Below are 19,145 nucleotides of genomic sequence, written 5' to 3' on the forward strand. Positions count from 1 at the left end.
AACGGAAGTATCAGGGCGGGCCTCTTTGCCGGCTAGCGCTCCGGCTCACGCTCCAGGAAGACCCGGCCGCCGATCTCGACCCAGCCGTACGGCTGCGGAGCGGTGAGGATCTGCGACCCCGCGCCCTGGGTGATGTTGAGCGCCCGGCCGAGGCGGTCCGTCAGGAGCAGCGCCGCCGCACCCGTCGCCTCGTCCTCGTCGATGCCGTCGTCGCGCCCCGGGAAGCCTCGCGCCCGGACCCGCCCGGCCGGCTCGTCCTCCCAGGCCCAGGCGTAGATCCACTCCCCCTTGGCCGGCACGGGCAGCGCGTCGACCTCGGCGGCCGTCGCGTACTGGCGCAGCGTCCGCGGCGGAGCCCACTCAGCCCGCGCCTCGATCCAGCTGAACTCCCCGTCCTGGCGGGCCCCGACCACCCCGGCCGGCGTCACCAGCTCGGGCACGTCGAGGAGCCAGGCCGTGCCGACGCAGGGGTGGCCGGCGAAGGGCAGCCGCAGGGTCGGGGTGTAGATGTCGACGACTCCGCGCTCGGGGTCGTCGACGAACACGGTCTCGCTGAACCCCAGCTTCCCCGCGAACGCCTGCCGTTCGTCCGGATCCGGCAGCACGGATCCGTCACGGACGACGCCGAGTTCGTTGCCGTAGCCACCGTCCGCTCCGCAGAAGACACGGAGCACGTCGTAGTCAGTCACGGGGGCATTGAAACATCGCCGTTCGGGGCGTGTTGCGGCCGCCCACGGCGGGAGCCGTTCCGGTCGCTCGAAGCGAAATCCTTGAAGCTCCTTTGACCATCCCTTGGGGTCCGGTTTTGGCCAACGTGATCGCTCCGTGCCCATACACCGTCCATGAGAGCTGAATCACCACATGGGTGGGTATCACGCAGGCAAGCCTTAGATAAGTTAGGCGAGCCTCACCATCCCTGTGTGAGTCCCGACACGCGATTTTTCGCCACCGCTTGGAGCCTGCATGCGAGCCGCCAGACTCTCCGTCGTCACCGCCGTCGTCACGGCCGCGGCACTGACCGCCGTCACGGGGTGCACGGAGAAGAGCAAGGGTGACGGTGACGCGGCGGTCAAGGTGACCGCCGCCGACTCCACGTGCGACACCTCCGCCAAGTCGGTGCCGGCCGGCCAGGTCACGCTGAGCATCGAGAACAAGGGTTCCAAGGCGACCGAGGTCGAGATCCTCTTCCCGGACGACCGGATCGTGTCGGAGAAGGAGAACATCGGACCGGGCACCAAGTACACGCTGACCGCGGAGGTGAAGGCGGGATCGTACGAGATCGCCTGCCGCCCGGGGATGAAGGGGCACGGCATCCGGCAGAAGCTCACGGTCACCGGCTCCGGCGCGGTCGCCAAGCGCGACCCCAAGCTGGACAAGGCCGTCGCCGACTACCGCGAGTACGCGCAGGAGCAGGCCGACGCCACGCTCCCGAAGGTGGAGACCTTCGCCGCGGCGATCAAGGCCGGCGACCTCGACGCCGCCAGGAAGGCCTACGCCCCGTCCCGCGTCGGCTGGGAGCGCACCGAGCCGATCGCCGAGTCCTTCGGGGACATAGACCCGGAGACCGACACCCGCGCCGACGGCCTGGAGAAGGGCCAGAAGTGGACCGGCTGGCACGCGCTGGAGAAGGCGCTGTGGCAGGACAAGAAGATCGGTGCCGCGCAGAAGGCGCTCGCCGACCAGCTGGTCACCGACCTGAAGGACTGGCAGAAGCGGGTCGGCAAGGCCGTGATCACCCCGACCTCCATGGCCAACGGTGCCAAGGAACTGCTCGACGAGGTCGCCACCGGCAAGGTCACCGGTGAGGAGGACCGCTACTCGCACACGGACCTCTCCGACTTCAAGGCGAACGTCGAGGGCGCGCAGAAGGCGTACGAGCTGCTCAAGCCGGTCGCGCAGCAGAACGACAAGGCGCTGACCACCGAGCTGGACAAGCAGTTCACCTCGCTGAACACGACGCTCGACAAGTACCGCACGGACGGTTCGCAGGGACAGGAACAGAACGGCTTCGTGTCGTACGACACCGTCACCAAGGAACAGCGCAAGGAGCTCTCGGACGCGGTGAACGCGCTCGCGGAGCCGCTGTCCAAGCTCGCCGCCGCCGTTGTGAAGTAGGGGACGGAACACCATGACGGACACTCAGGAAGCAACGGGCGCGGAAGCCGCCGCTCAGCAGCAGCCCTCCCGGCGTTCGCTGATCGGCTGGGGCGGGGCCGGGCTCGCGCTCGGTGCCGCCGCGGCCGGCGGTGCGGTGGCGATGACCCGTGTCGGCAACTCCACCGACGAGGCGGACCCGGCCGCCGCCGAGACGGGCGCGGCGGTCGCCTTCCACGGCGCCAACCAGGCCGGCATCGCCACACCGGTGCAGGACAGGCTGCACTTCGCCGCGTTCGACGTGCAGACCGACGACCGCGCCGAGTTCGTGCAGATGCTGAAGGACTGGACGGCGGCCGCACGCCGGATGACCGCGGGGAAGGCGGTCGGTGACGGCGCGTACGGCGGTCTCGCCGAGGCGCCGCCGGACGACACGGGCGAGGCGCTGGGTCTGAAGCCCTCGCGGCTGACGCTGACGATCGGCTTCGGTCCGTCGCTGTTCGAGAAGTACGGCGACACGTTCGGGATCAAGGACCGGCGGCCCGAGGCCCTGGCCGACCTCCCGCAGTTCGCCGGCGACGCCCTCGACAAGTCGCGCACCGGCGGCGACCTGTGCATCCAGGCCTGTGCCGACGACCCGCAGGTCGCCGTGCACGCGATTCGCAACCTGGCCCGCATCGGCTTCGGCAAGGTCAACATCCGCTGGTCGCAGCTCGGTTTCGGCAAGACCTCGTCGACGACCCCCGACGCGCAGACCCCGCGCAACCTGATGGGCTTCAAGGACGGCACCCGCAACATCGCGGGCACGGAGACGGACCGGCTGAAGAAGTTCGTGTGGGTCGGGGACGAGGACGGCGGCAAGGGCTCGGACTGGATGACCGGCGGGTCCTACCTCGTCGCCCGGCGCATCCGGATGCACATCGAGACCTGGGACCGCACGTCGCTGCAGGAGCAGGAGGACGTGTTCGGCCGTGACAAGGGCGAGGGCGCCCCGGTCGGCAAGGCCAAGGAGCACGACAAGCCGTTCCTGAAGGCCATGAAGCCCGACGCGCACGTCCGGCTCGCGCACCCCGACTCCAACAACGGGATCACGATCCTGCGCCGTGGCTACTCCTTCACCGACGGCACCGACGGTCTCGGCCGCCTGGAGGCGGGCCTGTTCTTCCTGGCCTACATGCGTGACGTGCGCAAGGGGTTCATCCCGCTGCAGCGCAGGCTGTCGGCGACCGACGCGCTCAACGAGTACATCCAGCACGTGGGTTCGGCGGTGTTCGCCGTTCCGCCGGGCGTCCGCGACAAGGACGACTGGTGGGGCAGCACCCTGTTCTCCAAGGAGGCGTAGCCCGTGTTCTCCAACTATCTGATCGGTCTGCGCGAGGGCCTGGAAGCCAGCCTGGTCGTCTGCATCCTGATCGCCTACCTGGTCAAGACGGACCGCAGGGACGCCATCCGGCCGATCTGGATCGGCATCGCCGTGGCGGTGCTCATCGCGATGGGCTTCGGCTGCGCGCTCGAATTCGGCTCCCAGGAGCTGACGTTCCAGGCGCAGGAGGCGCTCGGTGGTTCGCTGTCGATCGTCGCGGTCTGCCTGGTGACGTGGATGGTCTTCTGGATGCGGCGCACCGCCCGGCACCTGAAGTCGGAGCTGCACGGCAAGCTGGACGCGGCCCTCGCGATGGGCACGGGCGCGCTGGTCGCCACCGCGTTCCTCGCCGTCGGCCGTGAGGGCCTGGAGACGGCGCTGTTCGTGTGGGCGTCGGTCCACGCGGCCAGCGACGGCACCCCGCGCCCGCTGGTCGGCGTGGCGCTGGGCCTGGCGACCGCGGTCTTCCTGGGCTGGCTGTTCTACCGGGGCGCCCTGAAGATCAACCTCGCGAAGTTCTTCACCTGGACCGGCGGCATGCTGGTCGTGGTCGCGGCGGGCGTGCTGGCGTACGGCTTCCACGATCTGCAGGAGGCCGACTGGGTGCCGGGCCTGACGAACCTGGCCTTCGACATCAGCGGCACCATCCCGCCGGACAGCTGGTACGGCACGCTACTGAAGGGCGTGTTCAACTTCCAGCCGGACCCGACCGTCCTCCAGGTCACGGTGTGGCTGCTGTACTTGATCCCGACGCTCGCGCTGTTCTTCGCCCCGGTAGGGTTCGCCTCCGGGAAGGGGAAGGTGAAGGCACCTGATGAGCAGGGATCGCGGCCCTCGAAGGCTCCGCAGGCTTGACCGGCGCGTACTGATCGCGGCCTCGGTGACCGCTTTGTCGTTGACGGCGAGCGGTTGCGTGGTGGTGCACGGGGAGCGCGAGGTACTCCCCTCCTCCACGCGCGGCGAGGCCGCCAGGGCGCTCCGGCAGTTCACCACCGCGTACAACAAGGCGGACAAGGCGTACGACAGTTCGCTCGATGCCGCCCATGTCACCGGCGCCCTGGGCGACATCGACGCGGCCCGCCTCAAGGCCGGTCACGCGAACAACCCGGGCGGCAATCCGGCGCACACGCCACTGAAGCTGTCCGACGTGACGTACACGATCCCCAAGAAGGCCGGCTGGCCGCGCTGGTTCGTCGCCGACGCGGCCGCCAACAAGGGCGGCAACTCGCGCTGGGTGTTCGTGTTCCTGCGGGACGGACTGGACGAGCCGTGGCAGGTGGCGTATCTGACGCTGGTGTTGCCCGGCCAGATGCCGAAGTTCAAGCAGGACGCGGACGGCTGGGGCGAGGCCGTGCCCGCGAACTCGACAGAACTGGCCGTCAGGCCCGCGGACTTGAGCAAGGACTACGCGACCTACCTGAAGAGCGGCGGGAGTTCCTTCGCGGACGGCGCGAACACCAGCAGGTGGCGCGCGAACCGGAAGAAGAGCGCCCAGCAGCCGGGGCGGGTCACCCAGTACATCGACGAGCCGCTGACGAGCGGGGACTACGCGCCGCTGGCCCTGCGGACGGCGGACGGCGGAGCCCTGGTGTTCTTCACCACGCGCTACTACGCGAAGGAGACGGCCTACCCGGGCACGTCGCTCCCCACGCCCACCAAGGACGTGCAGGCGCTGACGAAGGGCGAGGTCAAGCAGTCGCTGACCATGGAGCTGAGGTCGAACCAGGTGGCTCTGGACCCGGCGCGAGGCTCGGGGAAGACGCAGGTGGGCGTGCTGGGACGAATCGAGGGGCTCACGTCGGCGGTGGGTTCGTAGCCCCCAGGCCCTAGCGGCGCAGGGGCCAGGCGGAGCTCGCCTGGTCGGACTCCTCGCCGACGTGGCGGGCGCAGGCGTCGGTGAGGATCTCAAGGAGGCTCAGCGGGTCCGGCAGGGCGTGCTCGGGACCGCGTACCCAGTGCACGCCCTGGTCACCGGGGAGCCGGGCGGGCGGTACGAGGACGTAGGAACCGCGGCAGTGCCAGCGCAGTCCGGGATGTTCGTCCGCGGTCTCGGGGTGGCAGTCCAGTTCGCACGGCCACCACTCGTCCTCGTCCTCGGGGGTGCCCCGGGTGAGGGTGAAGAAGAGAAGCCGGCCGTCGTCGCTCTCGGCGACCGGGCCGACCTCGATGCCGGAGGCGAGCAACCGCTCCAGCGCCTCCCTTCCCGCCTCCAGAGGCAGGTCGAGGACGTCGTGCACCATGCCGGTGGCGGTGATGAAGTTGGCCTGCGGCTGGTGGCGGGCCCAGCGCTCGATCTGCCCGCGGTCGGTGGTCGACTGGGTCTGCCAGGCGAACGACACCGGGTGCCGGGCGGGGGTGGGGCAGCCGACGCGGTCGCAGGAACATCGGTAACCGGGGGCTGGATGCGCGGCGGGGGCGAGCGGCAGTCCCACTCCGGCGGCGGCGAGCAGCAGGGCCTCGCGGCCGGCGTCATCGGCGCCGGTCTCCTTCGGGCGGCGGCCACGCAGCCACTGGGAGAGTTTGCCCTGCCGGCCGGTGCGGCCACCGAACTCCGCGCTCATCTATCGCCTCGCCTTGCTGTCGTGCGGAACAGCATGCCCTATGGTCCCACCGACCCGCGCTCCGGGGTACCAGAAGGGACATCCGGGGTACGTGGGGCAAGTCCGTGGAGTGCGTAGTCGACGAGGGTGTCCGTGTAGTCGTACGAGATCGGGCCCGTGTGCTGGAGCCAGCGCTGGGCCAGGGGCGAGACGAAGAGTTCCAGGGCGATGCGCGGGTCGATCTCCGGGCGGACCTCGCCGGAGCGCTGTGCGGAGCGCAGCCGGGCGACGTACAGCTGGAGGGAGGGTTCGAGGAGCTTGGCCACGGAATCCCGGCCGAGTTGCTCGTTGACCAGGCCCTCTGCGGCCAGGGCGCGGGAGGGCACCTCGAATCTGGGGTCCTTCAGCTGGTCGACGGTCATCCGCAGCACGGCCTTGAGGTCGGCGGCCAGGTCGCCGGTGTCCGGGATGACGTAGGGCTCCTGGCCCGCCTCCCGCGCCGCCACCGCGCTGAGGTCGAGGAACGCCTCCAGCAGGACGTCCGCCTTGGATTCCCACCACCGGTAGATCGTCTGCTTGCCCACGCCGGCCCGTGCGGCGATGCCCTCGATACTGGTCTTCGGGTAGCCGACCTCGCTGACCAGCGCGAGGGCGGCGTCGTAGATCGCGCGACGGGACCTCTCGCTGCGGCGGGTGGAGTCGGGGGCGGGCTTCTTGACCATGCCCAGACCGTACCAAGGGGTGAGACGGAGCGTCTCGTCACGCTTCTACGACGATGACCGCGCCGGTGAGGTGTACGGCGGCCAGGGGTCCCCCCAGTCCGCGTCCCGCGCCGCCTTGTACAGGTCGCCGTGGCGTTTGGTGACCGTCGTGCGGCGCAGCTGCTCGTCGGCCTCGCACAGGTCGAGGAGGACCTGGCCCTTGCGGATCTGCGGGCGCCGGACGACTCGGGAGGGGGCGGGCCCGGCCGGGAAGCGGGTGGCGGCGACGTAGCTGAACTTCTCGTCCTCGTAGGGCAGGGAGCCGCCCTTGACCTGGCGGTGCAGGGAGGACCGGCTGACCCGGGCCGAGAAGTGGCACCAGTCCTCGCCGGGGACGATCGGGCAGGCGGCGCTGTGCGGGCAGGGCGCGGCGATGTGGAAGCCGCCCGCGATCAGGCGGTCGCGGGCCTCGATGACACGGGCGTAGCCGGCCGGGGTGCCGGCCTCGACGATCACGACGGCCTGCGCGGCGGCTGCCGCGGCGTCGACGAGCGAGGCGCGGTCGGGGGCGGTCAGTTCGTTCAGGACGTAGGAGACGGTGACCAGGTCGGTCTCGTCGAGGGCGAGCGTGGCGCCGATCCGGGAGCGCCGCCAACTGGCTTGCTCCAGCGCCGGGTTGGCGGCGGCGATCTCCCGGCCGAGGGCGAGGGCGGGTTCGGCCCAGTCGAGCACGGTGACGGGGCGGGCGCCGTCCCAGGTCGCGGTGACGGCCCAGGTCGCGGCACCGGTCCCGCCACCGACGTCCACATGACTCCCGGGCACCCACTCGGGCACGGCGTCGGCGAACGCCTCCAGCGCGGAGCACACCGCCTCGAAGGTCGCGGGCATCCGGTAGGCGGCGTAGGCGGCGACGTCGGCCCGGTCCCGGAGGATGGGGGCGTCGGTCGGGGTGGCCCCGCGATAACTGGCGATGAGCCGCTCGACGGCCTGCGCGGCCTGCTTGGGCGGAAGCCCGTCGAGCAGAGCGGCGAGGCTGTGACGCAGAGTCTCGGCGGGGGCTGCGGGGACGTTCACCGCCCGATTCTAAAGCGCGGCAACCTTGCCGATGCCGACGGGCACCTTCTCGCTGTCGTCCGCTGCATCCGGCCCGTCCGGCGTTTGAGGACGAGGCCGTTCAGGCCGAAGCGGGGGTCCGGGGGCGGCAGCCCCCGGCAACGGCCCGCACCACCCACCGCGTCATGCCGGCCGCACGGCGCGCGCCACCCTCGTCGCCGCAGCCGCCCTCGGCTTGCTGTCCGCCGCCCGCCGCCGCGGATGCACCGTGTTCGCCAGCAGCACCAGAAACGTGTCCGTCGCGGGGTCCAGTACCAGCGACGTCCCCGTGAACCCCGTGTGCCCCGCCGCTCCCCGCCCCGCCAGCTCGCCCATGAACCACGGCTGGTCGACGGCGAAGCCCAGCCCCGGCGGGGTCAGCAGCAGTTCCACGAAGTCGGAGCCGAGGATGCGGGCGGGGCCGTGGGAGCCGCCGGCGAGCAGCGTCCGACAGAACACGGCCAGGTCCCGCCCGGTGGAGAACATGCCTGCGTGGCCGGCGATCCCCCCGAGCGCCCACGCGTTCTCGTCGTGGACGACGCCCCGCACCATCCCCCGGTCCACCTTGGCCCAGGGCCGCCGCTGGTCCTCCGTGGCCGCCGCGCCGGGGCAGGGCCCGAAGTCGGTGGACAGCATGCCCAGCGGCCGGGTGATCCCGTCGTTGATCAGGACGTCCAGCGTGCGGCCGGTGATCCGTTCCAGGACGAACTGGAGCAGCAGGAGGTTGAGATCGGAGTAGGTGTAGGTACCGGGTACGCCCACGGGTTCCTCCGCACGCAGCTTCACCAGCCGCTCGGTGTCGTCGGCGCAGTCGTACAGCGGGAGTTCGGGGCGCAGCCCGGAGGTGTGGGTGAGCAGCTCCCGTACGGTGATGCGGTGCCGGACGGCCGCGCGGAACTCGGGGAGGTAGGCGCCGACCCGGGCGTCGATGCCGAGCGTGCCGCGCTCGATCTGCTGCACGGCGGCGACCGCGGTGAACAGCTTGGTGAGGGAGGCCAGGTCGAAGGGCGTGTCCACGGTCATCGGGACCCGCGCCTCGGCGGGCAGCTCGATGCCGCGGTCGGTCTCGGCGTCGTAGGCCGCGTACCGCACGGCCCAGCCCGCCGCGTCCTCGACGGCGATCACCGGTCCGCGCCCGGCGACCACGACGGTGCCCGCGGCCCAGGGGTGCTCCCCGGCGCTGAGGTCCCGGACCTTCTGGACGAGGTGCCGGAGTTCTCCGGGGTCGAGTCCGGCCCGTTCGGGGGTGTCCCTGCGCAGTCTCGGTGCGCTCAGCTCTCTGCTCCCTCTTCGCTCGCACGCCTGTTCCAAGGACGGCACAGTCCCACGAAGCAGGCCAGTGCCACCAGTGCAGCGGCCAGTTGGACGACGGCCATCGGGACGGCGGTGTGCTCGCCGGCGATCCCGACGAGCGGGGAGGCGACGGCGCCGATGAGGAACGAGGACGTGCCGAGCAGCGCGGACGCGGAGCCCGCGGCGTGCTTGGTGCGCATCAGGGCGAGCGCCTGGGCGTTGGGCAGGGTCACGCCCATCGCGGACATCAGGACGAACAGGGCGACGGCGACGGGCACGAGGCCGACCGTGCCGAGGACGCCGGTGGACATCAGCAGCAGGGCGGTCGCGGCGGCGATGACGACGGCCAGGCCCGCGCCCATCACCTTCTCCAGGCTCACCCGCCCGACCAGCACCTTCCCGTTGAACTGGCCGACCGCGACCAGCCCGACCGAATTGAGGCCGAACAGCAGGCTGAAGGTCTGCGGGGAGGCGCCGTAGATCTCCTGGATCACGAAGGGCGAGGCCGATATGTAGGCGAAGAGCGCCGCGAACGCGAAGCCGCCCGTGAGCATGAAGCCGGTGAAGGGCAGGTCGGCGAGCAGGCGCCGCATCGCGTGCAGGGCCTCGCCGACTCCCCCGCCGTGCCGCTCGCGCACGGGGAGGGTCTCGGGCAGCTTCGTCCACACGAAGCCGGTCAGCACCGTCCCGACGACGGTGAGCACCACGAAGACGCCCCGCCAGTCCGTCACCCGCAGGATCTGTCCGCCGATCAGCGGCGCGACGACGGGGGCGACCCCGCCGATCAGCATGAGGGTGGAGAAGAAGCGGGCCATCGCGACGCCGTCGTACAGGTCGCGGACCACGGCCCGCGCGATGACGATCCCCGCCGCGCCCGCCAGGCCCTGCGCGAGCCGGAAGGCGACCAGGAACTCGACGGTGGGCGCGACCGCGCACAGCACGGTCGACACGACGTAGGCGACGAGCCCGACCAGCAGCGGGCGCCGGCGGCCCCACCGGTCGCTCATCGGCCCGGCCACCAGCTGTCCGAGCGCCATGCCGAGCAGACAGGCGGTGAGGGTGAGCTGGACGGTGGCGGCGGGTGCGTGCAGGGACCTGGTGACCTCCGGGAGCGAGGGGAGGTACATGTCCATCGCCAGCGGGGGCGTGGCGGTGAGGCCGCCGAGGATCAGGGTGACGAGCAGACCGGTGCGGCGCACAGCGGGGGCGGCCGGTTCCCCTTCCGGTCCGGCCGCCTGTTCCCTGTGTGGTGTCGAGGCCCCCTGCTCGGCCATGTGCCCCTCCCTTTCCGAGCGCCGCATTTTCCCGGGGGCAGCCCCCGGACCCCCGGCCACCTATGCTCTCAGCTCGTACACAGTGCCGAAGGCCACATGAGCGAGGGCGGGGTCCGTGATGACGGCGGAAAGCGTGCGGTGGGGGATCCTGGCGACCGGCGGGATCGCCGCCGCGTTCACGGCGGACCTGGTGGACCTCCCGGACGCGGAGGTCGTCGCGGTGGCCTCGCGGACCGAGGCGTCGGCGAAGGCGTTCGCGGAACGGTTCGGGATCGAGCGGGCGTACGGCGACTGGGCCGCGCTCGCCGAGGACGCGGACATCGACGTCGTCTACGTCGCCACCCCGCACTCGGCGCACCGGGCGGCGGCGGGCCTGTGCCTTCAGGCCGGGCGCAACGTGCTCTGCGAGAAGGCGTTCACGCTCAACGCGCGCGAGGCCGAGGAGCTGGTCGCGCTGGCGCGGGGGCGCGGGAGCTTCCTGATGGAGGCGATGTGGATGTACTGCAATCCCCTCGTACGGCGCCTGAAGGATCTCGTCGACGACGGCGCTATCGGTGAAGTCCGCAGCGTGCAGGCCGACTTCGGGCTCGCCGGTCCGTTCCCGCCCTCGCACCGGCTGCGCGATCCCGCGCAGGGCGGGGGCTCGCTGCTGGACCTCGGCGTGTACCCGGTGTCGTTCGCGCAGCTGCTGCTCGGTGAGCCGGCCGACGTGGCGGCGCGGGCGACCCTCTCCGAGGAGGGCGTCGACCTCCAGACGGGCGCGCTGCTCTCCTTCGACAGCGGTGCGCTCGCCTCGGTGCACTGCTCGATCGTCGGCGGTACGGCGACCTCGGCGTCGGTCACCGGCTCGCGGGGCCGTATCGACATCCCGTACGGCTTCTTCTTCCCGGACCGTTTCGTGCTGCACCGGGACGGCCGGGACCCCGAGGAGTTCGTGGCCGATCCGGCGGACGGACCGCGCAGCAGTCTGCGGCACGAGGCGCGGGAGGTGATGCGCGCGCTGCGGGCCGGTGAGACCGAGTCGCCGCTGGTCCCGCTCGACGGCACCCTCGCGGTGATGCGGACGCTGGACGCGATCCGGGACCGTATCGGCGTCCGCTACCCGGGAGAGGACCTGGAAGAGGCCGCCACGACCGCTTGAGCCCCTGCTCCCCCGCCTCGGTCACGGCATGGCTGCCCTCGCCTACGCTCCAGGCCATGGATGCCATGCGGACTCAGCAGACGGAACGGACCGAGCAGACCGAGCAGACGGCGAAGCGGTCGAGGATCGCGGTGGTGACCGGCGCCGGCTCCGGCATCGGACGGGCGGTCGCCGTGGAGCTGCTGGGTGCGGGCTGGTCGGTGGCGCTGGCGGGACGGCGCCTCGGGACGCTGGAGGAGACGGCGGCGCTGGTGCCCGACGGGGCCGGTCTCCCCGTACGGACGGATGTCTCGCAGCCGGACGACGTGGCCGCGTTGTTCGCCGCCGCCGTCGACCGCTTCGGCCGGGTCGACCTGCTGTTCAACAACGCGGGGACGTTCGGTCCCGGCGGGGTGCCGGTCGAGGAACTGCCGTACGACGCCTGGCGGCATGTGGTGGACACCAACCTCAACGGGGCGTTCCTGTGCGCGCAGGCGGCCTACCGGCAGATGAAGGAACAGGACCCACAGGGCGGACGGATCATCAACAACGGGTCCATTTCTGCCCATACGCCCCGGCCGCTCTCCGTCGCCTACACGGCGACCAAGCACGCGCTGACCGGCCTGACCAAGTCGCTGTCGCTGGACGGGCGGGCGTACGACATCGCGGTCGGGCAGATCGACATCGGCAACGCGGCGACCGACATGACCGCGCGGATGCAGACCGGGGCACTGCAGGCCAACGGCGAGGTCGCGGTCGAGCCCGTGATGGACGTCGCCGATGTGGCGCGCACGGTGCGGCACATGGCCGAGCTGCCGCTGGAGGCGAACGTGCAGTTCGCGACGGTGTTGGCGACCGCCATGCCGTACGTGGGGCGCGGCTGACCGCACCCGCGGACCCCTCCACTCCTCAACTTGCACAACCGGAATGTGAGATTCCGGAGATTGTTGCCGGTCGCGGGCCTATGCTCAAACCGTCTCCACAAGAGCTTCACACTTGGGGGAGTGAAGTTCCGTAGACCAAACTGAGGGGGGAACGGCAGCCGTTCCAGCGCGTCGGATGGGGGTGGATTCCGCGTGGGACCGCGGGATACGCACCGGTGCGTGGAACGGCTGCCGTGTACGTCGGTCGGCCGCCGTGCACGTCAGTCGGCGGCCCGGCTCCCGCGTTTGACCCGCCGCCGCAGCGCCCACACCCCGCCGGCCAGCACGGCGACCGTGCCGCCCGCGCCCTCCAGCAGCCGCCAGGCCGAGGGACCGCCGGACCCGGCGCCCGCAGCGCCGGCCGCCGCCTGGACCGTCCCGTGGCTCGGCGTCACCTTCGCCCCGCCCTCGCTCAGCGGCTCGACCAGCGTGCCCACCGCCCGCGCCGAACTCCCCTTCGTGAAGCCCCAGTCGAGCAGCGCGGCCGTCTCCTCGTACACGGCGTTGTAGCCGCTCTTCGGATGCATCACGGTGACAAGAAGAGTCCGCCCGCCGCGGGTGGCGGCACCGGTGAAGGTGTTGCCGGCGTTGCTGGTGAAACCATTCTTGACCCCGATCAGTCCGTCGTACGTCTTCACGCCCCACGCGCCCGTGAGCAGGCGGTCGGTGTTCTGGATCTGGAAGGTCTTCTTGCCGCCGGCCGGGAAGTTCGCGGTCCTGGTGTGGCAGTACGCGCGGAAGTCGGCGTTCTTCAGTCCGTGCCGGGCGAACAGGGTGAGGTCGTAGGCCGAGGACAGCTGGCCCTTGTGGTCGAAGCCGTCGGGGCTGACGACATGGGTGTCCAGGGCCTGCAGGTCCTCGGCCTTGGCCTGCATCTCGGCGACCGTCCTCGCCACCCCGCCGTTCATGTGGGCGAGGACGTGCACGGCGTCGTTGCCGGAGCGCAGGAAGACGCCCTGCCACAGCTGCTCGACGGTGTACGTGATCCCGGGCTTGACCCCGACGAGGCTGGAGCCGGCCGGGATGTCGGCCAGGTCGGCCTCGGTCACCGTGTACCGCTCGGTGCGGTCGAACTTCTTCAGCACGGTGTCGGCGAACAGCATCTTCAGCGTGGAGGCGGGGGCCAGGCGCCGGTGCGCGGCATTGGAAGCGAGCACCTCTCCGCTGTCGCAGTCGGCGACGAGCCAGGCGCTCGCGGTGAGTTTCCCGGGCAGACCTGTGACGCCGCTCACTTGAATTCCCGCGCGGGCAAGTCGCGCACCGCCGACGACGGTGGCCGCGGCGGCAGCGGGAGTCGCCGCGGCGAGCGGAACGGCGACGGCGGTCAGGCCGAGAGCGGCACGCCGTGTGAGCGGAGAAGAATCGCGCATTCCGGGACCGTACACCGCACCCAACAGGGGCTTCCTGGCAGTACGCCCGTACGGCGACCAGGGCCGTTGGGCGCTGCCCCCCGCGGGAACCCTTCACCGCCCGAGCAGCCGGTCGATCTCGGCCAACTGCCCGGCGGCGAGCGGGCCCTTGGCGATCGCGCCGGCGTTCTGTTCGGCCTGGGAGACCGAGCGGAACCCGGGGATCGGGATCGTGTGCGGGCTGCGTGCCCACAGCCAGGCGAGGGAGCCCTGCGCGAGGGTCCGGCCGTCACTGGTGAGGATCTCGTTGAGCGCGTCGACGCGGGAGAGCCACCGCGGGTCGACGCCCGCGCCGTCCCCGAAGCCCTGGAGCCAGGCCGGCGGCCTGCTGCGGATGTCCCCGGCATCCGCGCTTCCCTGGCGCTTGCCCGCCAGCAGCCCCATCGCGAGCGGACTGCGGTTGACGCTCGCGAGTCCCGACTCCTCGCACAGCGCGAGCATGTCCGGCGCGTCCTGCAGGACATTGAGCGCGTGCTGTACGGCCGTGCCGTGCTCCCCCTGCGCGAACACGGCGGCACGGGCCGGGTCGTCCGTGCTCCAGCCGTAGGAGCGGATCAGCCCCTCCCGCACGAACTCCTCGCAGGCGTCCCGGAGTTCGGCCGCGCGCGCCGGGTCGAGGTCGCTGAGGTGCAGCTGGTAGAGATCGATGTGACCGGTGCCCAGGCGCTTCAGGGACGCGGTCAGCGCGCGGCGGGCGTACGCCGGGGAGTCGTCGCTGCCGGTGAGGGTGCGGGTCTCCTCGTCGAAGACGTTGCCCCACTTGGTGGCGAGCACGACGTCGTCGCGGCGCCTGCCGAGGGCGCGCCCGAGGATCCGCTCGCTGTGCCCGGCGCCGTAGGTGTCCGCCGTGTCGAAGAAGGTCACGCCGAGGTCGAGGGCGCGGCGGACCGCCCGTACGGACTCGTCGTCGTCGACCTTGCCCCAGCCGAGCGGCTGCCCGTCGGCCGCCTGCCACTCGCCGCCGATGGCCCAGCAGCCGAAGCCGAGCGCGCTTACGTCCATGCCGCTGCGTCCGAGAGTCCTGTTCGTCTCCATGGGTGAGGACGTTAGAAGCTGGAGCGCACACGAAGACAAGAGCCGGGTCGCGCCGCTTACGCCTGCCCGGTCTCGAAGCGGGAGATCCTGCCGTCGTCCTCGACCTGGAAGCTCCACCGGGTCTGCATCTCGCCCCAGGTGTCGTTGCGGTAGTGGGCGAGGAGGGCACGGCCGCCCTGCGACTCGTTGTCGACGTCCAGGTGACCGTTGGAGGAGAAGATCTCCCGGTCGATCCACTCGTTCAGATCGCGGTCGGAGCCGTCGTCCGCCATGGTCGCGTTCTCCGTGAGAAGGGCCAGGAAGCCCGAGCGGTCATGGGCGTTGACGGCGGTGACGAAGGCGCGGACGGCCGGGTCGCTGAGTCTGGCGGGCTGAATCGTCATGCCAGCAGACTCACACCACCCGCCGGGACCCGCCACCCGTACGGCGGCGCGGGCGGGTACGGCGGCGCGAGAGGTGCGACGGTGGAAGGCGGAGGGGACTGTTTCCTGCCGACTCGTTCCAGTTGCTCCAGGAGAAACCATGACCTCTTACGACCGGCGTGATCTGGGGCTGCTGCTGCTCCGGCTGGGTACCGGCGGTGTGCTGGCGGCACACGGCGCGCAGAAGCTGTTCGGCTGGTTCGGCGGACACGGCATCGAGGGGACCGGCCAGTTCATGGAGTCCGTCGGCTATGCGCCCGGCCGGGCGAGCGCGACCGCGGCGGGCTTGGCGGAGACCGGCGGCGGCGCGCTGCTGGCGCTGGGTCTGGCGACCCCGGCGGCGGGCGCCGCGGCGGCCGGCGCGATGGCGGGAGCGTCGGCGGTGCACGCCCCCAACGGCTTCTTCAACATGGAGGGCGGCTACGAGTACGCGGCGACCCTGGCCCTGGCCGCCACCGGCCTCGCGGTCACCGGCCCCGGCCGCCTCTCGCTCGACCACGCGCTCGGCCATGTCCTGGACCGCGGCTGGATGGTCCCGACGGCACTCGGCGCGACGGCCGCGGTCACGGCGCTGGTCGTGGGCGCGCGCAACAAGAGGCTGCGGGATGAGAAGAAGGACGACCAGGAGGCCCTGTTCGAGGAGGAGGAAGCGCTGTTCAGGGAGTGACCGGGGTGGGCAGGCTGCGCCCATGACCGACCTCTGGGAATCTGTCGACGACCTGTGGACCTGGCTGGACGAGAACCGTGCGCACGGCGGCCGGGAGGGCCTGCTGCTGCGCATGCTCAAGCTGTCGGAGGAGGTCGGCGAGGTCGCGCAGGCGGTCATCGGCGCGACCGGGCAGAACCCGCGCAAGGGCGTGACCCACACCTGGGAGGACGTCGAGGGCGAGCTCTGCGATGTCGTGATCACCGCCCTGGTCGCCCTGCGCACTCTCACCCCCGACACCCGTGAGGTGTTCACCCGCCATCTGGAGCGGGTCACCGCACGCTCCCTCGGGCCGTCCGCCGGCCACTGAGGATCCAGGTCGGTCCTCGTGGCCGTCGTCTGCGGGGTCGTACAATTTGGATCCGAACGACATCCGAGATCCGACATGCTGAGATGGACGGCGGCCGCCACCGCGCGCTGCGCAGCGTGATCCAGCGGCAGTTCGGGGCGAGCGTCATCAACAGCTACAGCGACTTCCTGCGGGGCCTGACCGCGAAGACGCTGGACGCGGCGCTGGCGAAGGGAAGCTTCGACTTCGTGGCCGACGTCTCCGCGGACTTCCCCATCAACGTCCTGGCCCGTCTCCTGGACGTCCCGCCGGAGGACAACCAGCAGCTCATCGACTGGGGTCGCTCGCCTGACACAAAGATCTTCAGCAGCTTTCTGGCGCGCCTCGCCGGCCGACCGGAGGGACCACCAGCAAGGGGCGGTAGTGGCCCGCCGGGACCGGCTCACCGACAGGCAGGCCGGCGACCTCGATCCAGGCGTGGGCCGCGAAAGGACTGGTGCGGACTCCGGTGCACCACGTGGGCCACACCCCGCGGAACCTGCACAGGAGGGCCACCGCTATCGACCGCTGCAGACAGGCCTGGCCCGCGCAGCGCAGACTTACGGAGACGATCGCCTGTCGGGCCTGCAGGGCCTGATCCGCCGTGGCGGGCGGCGCGCCCCGGCGGAGGAACTCAAGAACCGACCGCAACCGGGCCGGCCTGCGGGAGGCGAGCACACGGGCCGCGGCGACCGCGAGCAACGGTGCCAGGCGGCGATGAGGCGGAAGGCCGCTTTGCTCGGGCAGAGCCAAGGGGGCGCTCATGTGACGTCCAAGAGGAGTTCGGCCGCCTGCAGTTGGGCCACCACCGCCGAGACGTCACGGTGGGCGTGCGCCAGGACGATCCGGTGCCGCTCGACCAGCGCATGCGCGGCGCGCTCGTCCGACTGGTCGTCGAGCAGGCTGTGGAGTACGAGCACACCGGTGCGGTTGAGCTGCCAGTAGCGGCCGGTGCGTTGGTGGAGAAGGACGGCGCCGTCGTCGGTTTCGGCCATCACCACGTCGGGGTGCAGACGCATGGGCATCATCGTCTCCCAGGGGTCGGTGGAAGCTGCCTGGCGGCGCGGGCCCAGACCTCGAGGCCGATCAGGTCCTCGACCGCTATGTCGGTGGAGATGCCGGCGTGCGGAGTCAGGAGTTGGCTGCGCAGCACTCCGGTGGAGATCAGCCCCATGTCGCTCAGGACCGAGTCGGAGAACAGTTCAAGAAGCGCTGTGAGGTTGCGTTTTCGTCCGGCTCGCAGGTCGGCGCTGAATTCTCCCTTCGTGGTGCGGTCGAGTACGACGTCCGGGACGAGGCCGCGCATGGAGGTGGCCAGCAGCGGCTTGTAGCGCCGTGGGGTGACCCGCTCATGGAGACGCACGGCCAGGGCCGCTTCCACGACCTGGTTGTCGAGGTACGGCTGGTGCAGGCGCACGCCTGATTCCTCGTACAGGCGGGCCACCTGGCGATAGGCCGGCGCGGTCGTCCGCAGTGCGGTGAGGAACTGGTGCTGTCCGCGGTCATGAGCGAAGGGCTGAGCGTGCTGGGCGGTGTCCCGGAGAGCTTCTCGCGCGGCGTCGACCGCCTCGTCGGTGGCCCATGCCGGAGCACGCAGCGATGCGAGTCCCCAGTCCAGGGAGGGAGTGCGGCGCGGCGGTGCCGGACGCGTCAGTTCCGCGGCCTGCCCGAGCCACCAGTCCCGCACGTCGCCCCGGCGCTTGAGCTGGTGGACGACTCCGTCCCACGGCCATCGGTGCAGTGCGCGGTAACCCCGCAGGTGCCGTAGTGCGATCGCCGGGTGGCGGCGGGCCAGGCGGTACAGATAGCCGGGGGCCCGGCCGAACAGCTCGTCCCCTCCGTGCCCCGCGATGTGCCGGCGAACGCCGTGTTCGGCGAGCAGGTGGGCGGAGTAGCGCACGCGTGCCAGGGTGCGCGAGAACGGGTAGGGGCGCTCGCCGTCCGCCGCTGCGTCGGGATGTGCGAACACCGGGGGCAGTTCGTGCTGCCCTGCGACGACATGGCGGGCCTCGGGGAGCCAACGCGCGGACTCTCCGGCGAAATAGGCGTCGTCGTTGCCGGCTTCGGCCTCGCCCCATCGGAAGGTCAGCAGGTCGGGCGTGTGTCGTGCCGCGAGGAAACACAGAGATGTCGAATCCATGCCACCCGAGAGGTCCGCGCCCAGTGATCCGCTGCCGGCTCGGCGGCCGTCCGTCGCGGTCACCAATGCGTCTCTGAGGTGTGCGGCACCTTCGAGCAGCGGGATGTCAGGCTCCGGCGGGTGCCACCAGCGTTCTTCTGCCGTTCCGTGGGGCTCCAGCACAAGGCGGTGGTCGTGCGGCACCGTGCTCACGCCGGCCCAGACGCTCCTGTCGGACAGTGGCGGTGGGAGCAGGCCCCCGCACACCAGCCGGGCAGCCAACGCCTTCTCGTCGACGCCGGCCCCCGTCATAATGGCGAGCACGTCGGCCCGGTCGGAAGCGACCGGCAGGTGGCCCGCCCGTGCGTGAAAGACCTGCCGCAGGCCGGACAGACTGCCGTAGACATGGATCGCGGGGCCGGCTGCGGCCACCAGATGAAAACTGCCCGGCAGCTCCGTCACCAGGGCGGCGGCCTCGGACAGCGTCCGGATCCGTCGGCAGTGGTCGGCGAGGCGGGTGGTGGTGACCGGGCAGAACCCGATCACCACCACCCTCATGGGGGATGCCGTCGCCTCAAGGATCTCGTCCGGATCCCATTCGCCCACCAACCACGGCCGCCCCGAGGGATGTTCGATCACGTTCGGGCTGTTGAACGGCCCTGGGGCGTCGGTGACGTGGATTCCTGGTGCGTCCGGAAGGACGACAAACCCCTTGCTCATGTCATC

20 protein-coding genes and 1 pseudogene are annotated in these 19,145 nt (G+C 71.2%); 9 read left to right on the forward strand and 12 right to left on the reverse strand.

The window, feature by feature from the left end; translation table 11 throughout:
• Window positions 1-32: 32 nt before the first annotated feature.
• Complete coding sequence (locus tag OG870_RS13350; RefSeq protein WP_266513201.1) at window positions 33-689, reverse strand: PhzF family phenazine biosynthesis protein; 657 nt, start codon at window positions 687-689, stop codon at window positions 33-35.
• A gap of 274 nt (window positions 690-963) precedes the next feature.
• On the opposite strand from OG870_RS13350, the gene efeO reads away from it, so the two are divergent.
• Genes efeO through OG870_RS13370 form a run of 4 tightly spaced genes read left to right on the forward strand, consistent with a single transcriptional unit; the run spans window position 964 to window position 5,273 of the window.
• A complete protein-coding gene (efeO, locus tag OG870_RS13355; protein ID WP_266585168.1) occupies window positions 964-2,115 on the forward strand; it encodes an iron uptake system protein EfeO in 1,152 nt (383 codons plus the stop codon).
• Window positions 2,116-2,128: 13 nt separating this feature from the next.
• Window positions 2,129-3,436 carry an iron uptake transporter deferrochelatase/peroxidase subunit gene (gene efeB / locus OG870_RS13360; RefSeq protein WP_266585166.1) on the forward strand — a complete coding sequence of 436 codons (1,308 nt, stop codon included), beginning with the start codon at window positions 2,129-2,131 and terminating at the stop codon, window positions 3,434-3,436.
• A gap of 3 nt (window positions 3,437-3,439) precedes the next feature.
• A complete protein-coding gene (gene efeU, locus OG870_RS13365; RefSeq protein ID WP_266513209.1) occupies window positions 3,440-4,312 on the forward strand; it encodes an iron uptake transporter permease EfeU in 873 nt (290 codons plus the stop codon).
• The gene (locus OG870_RS13370; RefSeq protein ID WP_266585164.1) at window positions 4,272-5,273 is read left to right on the forward strand and encodes a hypothetical protein; all 1,002 of its coding nucleotides are present in this window, start codon (window positions 4,272-4,274) and stop codon (window positions 5,271-5,273) included. Before efeU ends, OG870_RS13370 begins: the two co-directional genes overlap by 41 nt.
• Window positions 5,274-5,283: 10 nt before the next feature.
• Here the strand turns inward: OG870_RS13370 and OG870_RS13375 are convergent, their stop codons facing one another.
• From OG870_RS13375 to OG870_RS13395, 5 genes are all read right to left on the reverse strand, one after another.
• Window positions 5,284-6,018, reverse strand: coding sequence for a bifunctional DNA primase/polymerase (locus tag OG870_RS13375; RefSeq protein WP_327690885.1), 735 nt, complete (start codon window positions 6,016-6,018; stop codon window positions 5,284-5,286).
• A gap of 38 nt (window positions 6,019-6,056) precedes the next feature.
• A complete protein-coding gene (locus tag OG870_RS13380) occupies window positions 6,057-6,719 on the reverse strand; it encodes a TetR/AcrR family transcriptional regulator (RefSeq protein ID WP_266513217.1) in 663 nt (220 codons plus the stop codon).
• A gap of 45 nt (window positions 6,720-6,764) precedes the next feature.
• A complete protein-coding gene (locus tag OG870_RS13385; protein ID WP_327690886.1) occupies window positions 6,765-7,772 on the reverse strand; it encodes a small ribosomal subunit Rsm22 family protein in 1,008 nt (335 codons plus the stop codon).
• 162 nt (window positions 7,773-7,934) lie between these two features.
• Window positions 7,935-9,110: a serine hydrolase domain-containing protein gene (locus OG870_RS13390; RefSeq protein ID WP_266513222.1), complete on the reverse strand. Its 1,176-nt coding sequence runs from the start codon at window positions 9,108-9,110 to the stop codon at window positions 7,935-7,937.
• Complete coding sequence (locus OG870_RS13395) at window positions 9,062-10,357, reverse strand: multidrug effflux MFS transporter (RefSeq protein ID WP_327690887.1); 1,296 nt, start codon at window positions 10,355-10,357, stop codon at window positions 9,062-9,064. Before OG870_RS13395 ends, OG870_RS13390 begins: the two co-directional genes overlap by 49 nt.
• A gap of 118 nt (window positions 10,358-10,475) precedes the next feature.
• Between OG870_RS13395 and OG870_RS13400 the strand changes: the two genes are divergently transcribed.
• The gene (locus tag OG870_RS13400) at window positions 10,476-11,498 is read left to right on the forward strand and encodes a Gfo/Idh/MocA family protein (protein ID WP_327690888.1); all 1,023 of its coding nucleotides are present in this window, start codon (window positions 10,476-10,478) and stop codon (window positions 11,496-11,498) included.
• A gap of 65 nt (window positions 11,499-11,563) precedes the next feature.
• On the forward strand, window positions 11,564-12,361 hold the full coding sequence (locus OG870_RS13405; RefSeq protein ID WP_327692301.1) for an SDR family oxidoreductase: 798 nt from the start codon (window positions 11,564-11,566) through the stop codon (window positions 12,359-12,361).
• Window positions 12,362-12,621: 260 nt separating this feature from the next.
• Here the strand turns inward: OG870_RS13405 and OG870_RS13410 are convergent, their stop codons facing one another.
• From OG870_RS13410 to OG870_RS13420, 3 genes are all read right to left on the reverse strand, one after another.
• Window positions 12,622-13,770, reverse strand: a complete 1,149-nt coding sequence (locus tag OG870_RS13410) for a D-alanyl-D-alanine carboxypeptidase family protein (protein WP_327690889.1) — start codon at window positions 13,768-13,770, stop codon at window positions 12,622-12,624.
• 93 nt (window positions 13,771-13,863) lie between these two features.
• Complete coding sequence (locus OG870_RS13415) at window positions 13,864-14,844, reverse strand: aldo/keto reductase (protein ID WP_327690890.1); 981 nt, start codon at window positions 14,842-14,844, stop codon at window positions 13,864-13,866.
• Between the two features lie 56 nt (window positions 14,845-14,900).
• Window positions 14,901-15,227 (reverse strand): nuclear transport factor 2 family protein, encoded by a 327-nt coding sequence (locus OG870_RS13420; protein WP_266513235.1) that lies wholly within the window; start codon window positions 15,225-15,227, stop codon window positions 14,901-14,903.
• Window positions 15,228-15,366: 139 nt separating this feature from the next.
• On the opposite strand from OG870_RS13420, the gene OG870_RS13425 reads away from it, so the two are divergent.
• The 3 genes and pseudogenes from OG870_RS13425 to OG870_RS13435 all read left to right on the forward strand — a co-directional run.
• Entirely contained in the window at window positions 15,367-15,933 is a 567-nt protein-coding gene (locus OG870_RS13425) for a DoxX family membrane protein (protein ID WP_266923817.1), read from the forward strand.
• A 22-nt stretch (window positions 15,934-15,955) separates the two neighbouring features.
• A complete protein-coding gene (locus OG870_RS13430) occupies window positions 15,956-16,282 on the forward strand; it encodes a MazG-like family protein (protein WP_266513241.1) in 327 nt (108 codons plus the stop codon).
• A gap of 80 nt (window positions 16,283-16,362) precedes the next feature.
• Window positions 16,363-16,602, forward strand: a pseudogene (locus tag OG870_RS13435) (cytochrome P450); the annotation flags it as partial.
• A 22-nt stretch (window positions 16,603-16,624) separates the two neighbouring features.
• Here the strand turns inward: OG870_RS13435 and OG870_RS13440 are convergent.
• Genes OG870_RS13440 through OG870_RS13450 form a run of 3 tightly spaced genes read right to left on the reverse strand, consistent with a single transcriptional unit; the run spans window position 16,625 to window position 19,139 of the window.
• Entirely contained in the window at window positions 16,625-17,065 is a 441-nt protein-coding gene (locus OG870_RS13440) for a lasso peptide biosynthesis B2 protein (RefSeq protein WP_266923819.1), read from the reverse strand.
• The gene (locus OG870_RS13445; RefSeq protein ID WP_266923821.1) at window positions 17,062-17,319 is read right to left on the reverse strand and encodes a lasso peptide biosynthesis PqqD family chaperone; all 258 of its coding nucleotides are present in this window, start codon (window positions 17,317-17,319) and stop codon (window positions 17,062-17,064) included. The genes OG870_RS13440 and OG870_RS13445 overlap by 4 nt, the downstream gene beginning before the upstream one ends.
• Window positions 17,320-17,324: 5 nt before the next feature.
• On the reverse strand, window positions 17,325-19,139 hold the full coding sequence (locus OG870_RS13450) for an asparagine synthase-related protein (RefSeq protein ID WP_327690891.1): 1,815 nt from the start codon (window positions 19,137-19,139) through the stop codon (window positions 17,325-17,327).
• Window positions 19,140-19,145: the final 6 nt, after the last annotated feature.

It is taken from the genome of Streptomyces sp. NBC_00461 (assembly GCF_036013935.1).
GTDB lineage: Bacteria > Actinomycetota > Actinomycetes > Streptomycetales > Streptomycetaceae > Streptomyces.